General features: G+C 66.9%; 1 protein-coding gene. It reads left to right on the top strand.

Annotation, left to right across the window (positions count from 1 at the left end; genetic code table 11):
* Window positions 1–23: 23 nt before the first annotated feature.
* The coding region (locus G3I54_RS03125) for a type I polyketide synthase (RefSeq protein ID WP_343240259.1) at window positions 24–5,481 on the top strand (5,458 nt) is incomplete at its 3' end.

Raw genomic sequence — 5,481 nt, 5'->3', positions numbered from 1 at the left:
CGAATGGTCCTTCGCAGCAGCGGGTGATTCGGCAGGCGTTGGCGAATGCGCGGTTGTCGTCTTCTGATGTGGATGCGGTGGAGGGTCACGGTACGGGTACGACGTTGGGTGATCCGATTGAGGCGCAGGCGTTGTTGGCGACGTATGGGCAGGGGCGTGAGGAGCCGCTGTGGCTTGGGTCGTTGAAGTCGAATCTGGGTCATACGCAGGCTGCTGCTGGTGTGGCTGGTGTGATCAAGATGGTGATGGCGATGCGGCATGGGGTGTTGCCGCGGACGTTGCATGTGGATGAGCCGTCGTCGCATGTGGACTGGTCGGCGGGTGCGGTCGAGTTGTTGACGGAGCAGCGTGCCTGGCCTGAGGTGGGGCGTCCGCGTCGGGCGGGTGTGTCGTCGTTCGGGATCAGTGGGACGAACGCGCACGTGATTCTGGAGCAGGCGCCTGAGCTGACTGATCCTGTGCCCGTGACGCCTGAGCCGGCCTGCTCGGCAGGTTTGCTGCCAGTGGTGCTGTCGGCCCGGACAGATGCCGCCCTGCGGGCTCAGGCACAGCAGATTCTGGAGCTGGAGGAAGCCGACCTCACCGCGTTGGCGTGGTCGCTTGTCGCTTCCCGAGCCACGCTGGACTGCGGGGCGGTGGTGCTGGCCGAGGACCACCGCACCCTGACGGAGGGCCTGGCCGCGCTGGCCGTGGGAGAAGGCGCGGCGAATGTGGTGACGGGGCCTTTGGTGCAAGGGCGCGTCGGCGTGTTGTTCAGCGGACAGGGGGCGCAGCGGCTGGGCATGGGCGCCGAGTTGTACCGGCACCATCCGGCCTTCGCGAGGATGCTGGACGAGGTGTGTGCGGAGTTGGATCGGCATCTCGACCGGCCGATCCGAGAGGTGATGTTCGCCGGGGCGGAGGAGCTGGACAGGACCGGCTACACGCAGCCCGCGCTGTTCGCGCTGGAAGTGGCGTTGTTCCGGTTCCTGGACATATCCCCGGACTTCGTGGCCGGTCACTCGGTCGGTGAGATCGCCGCGGCGCATGTGGCAGGTGTGCTGTCGTTGGCGGACGCGGCTGCCCTGGTGGCGGCACGTGGCCGGTTGATGCAGGCGCTGCCGGATGAGGGAGCGATGGCCTCGGTAGAGGCCGATGAGGGTGAGATCGTCGACTGGCTGGCCGCACAGGGCATCGTGTTGGACATTGCGGCGGTGAACGGTCCGCAGGCGGTCGTGGTGTCCGGTGATTCGGCTGAGGTGGACGCGTGCGTGCGGTACTTCGCCGGAATGGGCAGGAAGGTGAAGCGTCTGGCTGTCAGCCACGCGTTCCATTCCTCGCTCATGGATTCCATGCTGGCCGACCTCGGGCGTTTTGTCGGGGATCTGTCATTCCGGAATCCCGGTATTCCGGTCGTCTCCACGCTCACCGGTGAGGTGGTCGCGACCGAACGGATTACCGATGGGCAGTACTGGGTGGATCAGGTCAGGGGGACGGTACGTTTCGCCGACGCGGTCCGGGCGATGGCCGAGGCGGGCGTGGGCACCTTCCTCGAACTCGGTCCCGACGCGGTGCTCGCACCGATGATCGAGAGTGTGCTTGAGGCAGGGGCGTACACCGCGGCTGTGATTCCCACTCTGCGCAGGGACCGCGACGAGTCAGGATCCGTGGCGAGGGCGCTGGCGCGGCTGCAGGTGACAGGTATCCCCGTGGACTGGACCAGGTTCCTGGGGCCCCAGCCGCTCGTAGACCTTCCGACCTACCCCTTCCAGCACCAGCACTACTGGCTCGACGACATTCCCGCAACCGGTGATGTGGCGTCGGCCGGACTCGGTTCGGTCGAGCATCCGATGCTGGGCGCCATGACCGTACTCGCCAACTCTGAGGGCTACCTGTTCAGCGGTCGGCTTTCGCTCAGGACGCATCCATGGCTGGCCGAGCACGTAGTGGGAGAAACCGTACTGCTGCCGGGCACGGCCTTCGTGGAGTTGGCCCTGCGCGCCGGCGAACAGCTCGGCTGCGACGAGCTGACCGAGCTCACCCTCCAAGCGCCGCTCGTATTGCCTGAGTCGGCAGGCGTGTACATCCAGCTCGCGGTGTCCGCACCGGACGACATGTCACGGCGTACCCTCACCATCCACTCCAGGCCGGAGGCTGCGGAAGACGACGCGTGGGCGCTGCACGCTCGCGGTGTGCTGGGAACAGGCGGCAAGTCGGCTCCGCAGCCCATGACTGAGTGGCCCCCGCCCGGTGCCGAACCGGTTTCAGTCGAGACACTGTACGACCAGTTCGACCAGGGAGGTTTCAGCTACGGTCCCGTGTTCCAGGGCGTCCGTGAGGCATGGCGCGCCGGAGACGAGGTCTACGCGGAAGTCAGCCTGCCGGAGGAGGCGAAGGGGGAGGCAGCCCGGTTTGCCCTCCACCCGGCGCTGCTCGACGCGGCACTGCAGACTGCGGCACTGCTCGCCGACGACTCGGGACGGCCGCAGCTGCCGTTCGCCTGGTCCGACGTATCGCTGCTGGCCACCGGTGCCACGGCACTCCGGGTGCGGACGACCAGGCAGGGGGAGGACGCGTTCTCCTTCGTAGTGGCAGACTCCTTGGGCCAACCGGTGGCGACTGTGGACCGGCTCACCCTCCGTGACCTTCCGTCCACGGCACTTCAGGACTCCTGGACCAACGCGCTCTACCGGCCGACATGGCCGGCCGTAGCCATTGCCGCCCGGGAGCAGGACGACCCCCACCATGTGGTGATGGTTGCGGACGGCAGTCCTCGCGACGTCGTCAATACGGTGCTGAGGCTGCTCAACGAACTGCTCGCCGACCCGGATCATGCAAAACACCCCTTGGTGTTCGTCACCCACAACGCCGTCGCCGTGGATGCCGGGGAGCCCACCGATCTGGCGCAGGCCGCCGCATGGGGTCTGCTGCGCTCCGCACAGACGGAACACCCTGGCCGCATTGTCATGGTCGATCTGGGCGGCCCCGACGACTGGGAGCTGGAGCTAGGGGCCCTGCTGGAGGCCGACGAGCCTCAGATGGCGGTGCGCAACGGCGTAGTGCACGTCGCCCGGTTGGCCAGGGCCAGCGTGTCGGTTGACGCGACCGAACCCGAGCTCGATCCCGACGGGACCGTCCTTATCACCGGGGCCACCGGGGCGCTCGGTTCGGTGGTCGCCCGCCACCTTGTCGCCGTCCACGGGATGCGCCGCTTGCTGCTGCTCAGCCGCCAGGGCGCGGTTGCCGCCGGCGCGTCCGATCTGCAGAGCGAATTGACAGCACTTGGCGCAACTGTCCAGCTGGTCGCCTGCGACGTTGCCGATCGCGACCGGCTGGCGACCGTACTCGCAGACATTCCGGCGGCGCATCCGCTGGTCGCTGTAGTGCACGCGGCGGGCTTGATCGACGATGGCGTGATCGCCTCTTTGACGCCGGAGCGAGTGGACCGAGTGCTGAGGCCGAAGGTCGACGGCGCCCTCAACCTGCACGATCTGACTCGCGACCTCGGACTGGCCGCGTTCGTGCTGTTTTCCTCCGCTGCCGGAGTGCTGGGAAGCGCGGGCCAGGCGAGCTACGCCGCGGCCAACACCGTCCTGGACGCGCTCGCGCACAACCGTCGGGTCGAAGGCCTCGCGGCCACCTCGATCGCTTGGGGACTGTGGGCCGAACACGGCGGGATGTCGGCAGAACTGACGGAGATGGACCATGCGCGGATGGAACGGGCAGGCATGCTCCCGTTGTCCACCGCGGACGGTCTAGCTTCGCTGGACGCTGCCCTCGGCTATGAACACCCGCTCCTCGTGCCGATCCGGCTGAGCCAGACGGCATTCCGCGAGCGGGCTGCCGCAGGCGCGCTGCCGCCGCTGTTGCGCGGTCTGTTTCAGGCCCCGGTGCGCCGGACGAAGGCCGCTTCCGGTGCCGAGGCTCCGTCCTTGCGACAGCGGATCCTGGCTGTGGCTGAGGAAGACCGAATCCCTGTACTGCTGGACCTGGTACAAACTCAGGTTGCGGCGGTTCTCGGTTTCGTCTCGCCGCAGGCTCTGGAGAACAGGCGAACCTTCGCCGAGCTCGGGTTCGACTCACTGACTGCTGTGGAACTGCGCAACAGTCTTTCGGCCAGCACCGGCCTGCGGTTGCCGGCGACCCTCGTATTCGACTACCCGACCCCTGCTGAGCTTGCCGAGTCTCTACGGGCGGAGCTGGTGGGCGACGCGGCTTCGACCGAGACCGCCCTGGCCACGGTCGACACGAACGAACCTATCGCGATCGTCGGCATGGCGTGCCGATACCCCGGTGACGTCATGTCCCCCGACGACTTGTGGGGGTTGGTCGTCGGCGCCCAGGACGGGATCGTGGCGTTTCCGACCGATCGCGGCTGGGACATGGACTCCCATGCTGAGGACTTCTTTCACGCCGGCGGGTTCCTGGATGACGTCGCTGGTTTCGACCCAGGCCTCTTCGGGATTTCGCCGCGGGAAGCGGTGGCGATGGATCCGCAGCAGCGGTTGTTGCTGGAGACGTCGTGGGAGGCGTTCGAGCGGTCCGGGATCGATCCGACATCGCTGCGGGGCAGCCGGACCGGAGTCTTCGCCGGAGTGATGTCCCATGACTACGGTTCATGGGTGACGGACGTACCGGAAGAGCTGGCCGGCTTCGGTGGTACGGGAACCGCGGTCAGTGTCCTCTCCGGTCGGGTTGCGTACGCGTTCGGTCTTGAGGGTCCGGCGATCAGTGTGGATACGGCGTGTTCGTCGTCGTTGGTGGCGCTGCATCTGGCCGCGCAGTCGCTGCGTAACGGTGAGTGCACCCTCGCCCTGGCCGGCGGGGTAACCGTGATGACCACCCCACGCCTCTTCACCGAGTTTGCGCGGCAGGGCGGTCTGGCGGTGGATGGTCGGTGTAAGGCGTTTGCTGATGCGGCTGATGGTACGGGGTGGGGTGAGGGTGTTGGGTTGTTGGTGTTGGAGCGGTTGTCGGATGCGGAGCGTCTTGGGCATCGTGTGCTGGCGGTGGTGCGGGGGAGTGCGGTTAATCAGGATGGTGCGTCGAATGGGTTGACGGCGCCGAATGGTCCTTCGCAGCAGCGGGTGATTCGGCAGGCGTTGGCGAATGCGCGGTTGTCGTCTTCTGATGTGGATGCGGTGGAGGGTCACGGTACGGGTACGACGTTGGGTGATCCGATTGAGGCGCAGGCGTTGTTGGCGACGTATGGGCAGGGGCGTGAGGAGCCGCTGTGGCTTGGGTCGTTGAAGTCGAATCTGGGTCATACGCAGGCTGCTGCTGGTGTGGCTGGTGTGATCAAGATGGTGATGGCGATGCGGCATGGGGTGTTGCCGCGGACGTTGCATGTGGATGAGCCGTCGTCGCATGTGGACTGGTCGGCGGGTGCGGTCGAGTTGTTGACGGAGGAGCGTGTCTGGCCTGAGGTGGGGCGTCCGCGTCGGGCGGGTGTGTCGTCGTTCGGGATCAGCGGAACCAACGCCCACGTCATCCTCGAACAGG

It is taken from the genome of Streptomyces sp. SID14515 (assembly GCF_010548505.1).
Taxonomy (GTDB): domain Bacteria; phylum Actinomycetota; class Actinomycetes; order Streptomycetales; family Streptomycetaceae; genus Streptomyces; species Streptomyces caviscabies.
This window is presented reverse-complemented; position numbering and strand designations above follow the sequence as displayed.